The sequence below is a fragment of the Streptomyces sp. PA03-1a genome, from assembly GCF_033792805.1.
Taxonomy (GTDB): Bacteria; Actinomycetota; Actinomycetes; order Streptomycetales; family Streptomycetaceae; genus Actinacidiphila.
Window position 1 is genome coordinate 1 of the sequence record NZ_JARAVO010000444.1, and the last position, 2,554, is coordinate 2,554.

A 2,554-nucleotide genomic window follows, 5' to 3' on the forward strand; every position below is an offset into this window, starting at 1 on the left:
TTTTTTTTTAGTAAATGACGGCATACGAGTGTTAGAGAGGTCTCCGGGGTTGCGATATGGGTATAAGAGACAGGCCCTCACGTGCATCGGACATGGGGCAACTCCTCGGGAAGGTACGGGTGTTCAGACGCGGCCGGCGGTGCCGCTGCCGACGGTCGGCGCGCCGACCTCGCCGGTGCGCCGCAGTTTGTGCCAGCCCAGCCGGCCGCCGTTGACGGCCGTCACGCAGGACTGCAGCAGCACGAGGTACATCAACTGCCGGTACAGCACCTGCTGGAGGGGCAGCGGCCACAGGTCCCGCAGCGGTTCGCCGTCCAGCCGGAAGGCGTACGCCGCGCACGCGGCCTGCACGGCGAGCACGCCCGCCCACGCGAGCGCGGTGCGAAACGGGTCCATGAAGACCAGCCCGTAGATCGCGAACACGTCGATGAGCGGGGCCAGCAGCGGGGCGAGCACCTGGAAGAGGACGACGAGCGGCAGCCCGACCCGGCCGAAGCGGCCGGAGTGCCCGCGGTCCAGCACGGCGCCGCGGTGCTTCCACATCGCCTGCATGGTGCCGTAGCTCCAGCGGTAGCGCTGCTTCCACAACTGCCGTACCGAGGACGGCGCCTCGGTCCAGGCGCGGGCGCGCTCGGCGTACACCACGTGCCAGCCGGCCCGGTGCAGCGCCATCGTGACGTCCGTGTCCTCGGCGAGGGTCTCGTCGCTCATGCCGCCGACGTCGCGCAGCGCGTCCCGCCGGAAGGCGCCGCACGCGCCGGGGATGGTGGGCATGCAGCGCAGCAGGTCGTACATGCGCCGGTCGAGGTTGAAGCCCATCACGTACTCGATGTGCTGCCAGCGCCCGATCATCCGGGTGCGGTTGCCGACCTTGGCGTTGCCCGCGACCGCGCCGACCCGCGGGTCGCCGAAGGGCTGCACCAGTTCGCGGACGGTGGCCGGCTCGAAGACCGTGTCGCCGTCCATCATCACGATCAGGTCGTGCCGGGCGTGCGCCACACCGTTGTTGAGCGCCGCGGGCTTGCCGCTGTTGGGCTGCCGCACGAGGGTGACGCCGGGCAGGTCAAGGGCCTCGACGATGTCGGCGGTGCCGTCGGTCGAGCCGTCGTCCACGACCACGATCTCCACGGGATGGTCGCTCGTGGCGAGGGAGTTCACCGTGTGGGTGATGCACTCCTTCTCGTTGTACGCGGGGACGATGACGCTCACCGGTTCGGTGACCGCCGGCCCCCAGCGGAAGCCGGGCGCCCGGCGCTGCCGCGCGTGCCGGCGCGCCAGCACCAGCATCGCGGCGAACCGGGCCAGCACCAGCAGGCCCACCCCGGCGAGGAGGACGGCGAGCGCCGGCACCGCTGCCTCGGAGACCTCCACCGCGGCGACGAAGACCCGTCCCTTCCACAGCTCCGAGCCGCTGACCTTGTCGTTGGTGGACGTGGCGCCGACCGCCTCGCCCACCGTGGCGAAGCGGTAGCCGCGCTCCTTGAGCAGCGGGACCAGCCGGTCCAGCGCCGCCACGGTCTGCGAGCGGTCGCCGCCGGCGTCGTGCATGAGCACGATCGCGCCCTCGCCCGGCTTCGCCGGCACGGAGGCGTCGACGATCGCCCGCACACCGGGCCGTCGCCAGTCCTCGGCGTCGCGGTCGATGAAGGCGGCCACGTAGCCCTGCTTGCCGACCCGCTGGACGACCGGCCAGGACAGGTCGTCCAGCGCGTCGGCGGTCGAGGAGTACGGCGGGCGGAAGAGGGAGGCGTGGATGCCGGCGGCCCCCGCGAGCGCCAGCTGGGTCTGGGACAGCTCCCGGTCGATCCGCCCCGGCGACTGGTACACCAGGTCGGGGTGGGAGAAGGTGTGCACGCCGATCTCGTGGCCCTCGGCGACCATCCGCCGGATCAGCGCGGGGTGCCGGGCGGCCATGCCGCCGGTCACGAAGAAGGTGGCGCGTACGTGTTGCCGCTTGAGCACGTCCAGCACCTCCGGCGTCCAGACCGGGTCGGGTCCGTCGTCGAAGGTGAGGGCGATGGTGCGGTCCGGGGTGCGGTACGAGCGGGGCCTGTCACCGGTGGTGTCGACGACCGGGCCGCCCTCCAGCACCGCCTCCGGCACCTTGTCCGCCGAGACCGGCGGGTGGACCCGGTGGTCGGCCTCGAAGTCGCCGCGTACGTAGCCGCCGAGCAGCAGGACACAGACGAGCACCACGAGGGCGAGCAGGGGTATGACGAGGCGGGGGCGCAGGGCGGTCACTGGCCGCCCTGCGGCTGCTGGTCGACGGGGCCGTCGGAGGCGCCCGGGGCGGGGGAGGCGGAACCGCTGGGCTGCCCCGACGGGGAGCCGGACGGCGCCGGTTCGGTCGCCGTCGCCCCGGTGGTCGGGGTCGCTCCGGTGGTCGGGCTGCCCGCCGTCGCCCGCGGGGTGGCGGGGGCGCCGCCGCCCTTGGCCGGGGGCTTGGGTCTTGCTCTTATTCACATCTCCCAGCCCACGAGACCCCTCTACAACTCGTATTCCGGTTTTTACCTTGAAAAAAAAAAATAAAGATATGTGAGAAAAGTATACACAA

General features: G+C 71.5%; 1 protein-coding gene. It reads right to left on the reverse strand.

The features are described 5' to 3' along the window. Nucleotides 1-123: 123 nt before the first annotated feature. On the reverse strand, nucleotides 124-2,241 hold the full coding sequence (locus tag PV341_RS44660; RefSeq protein WP_500322213.1) for a bifunctional polysaccharide deacetylase/glycosyltransferase family 2 protein: 2,118 nt from the start codon (nucleotides 2,239-2,241) through the stop codon (nucleotides 124-126). Nucleotides 2,242-2,554: the final 313 nt, after the last annotated feature.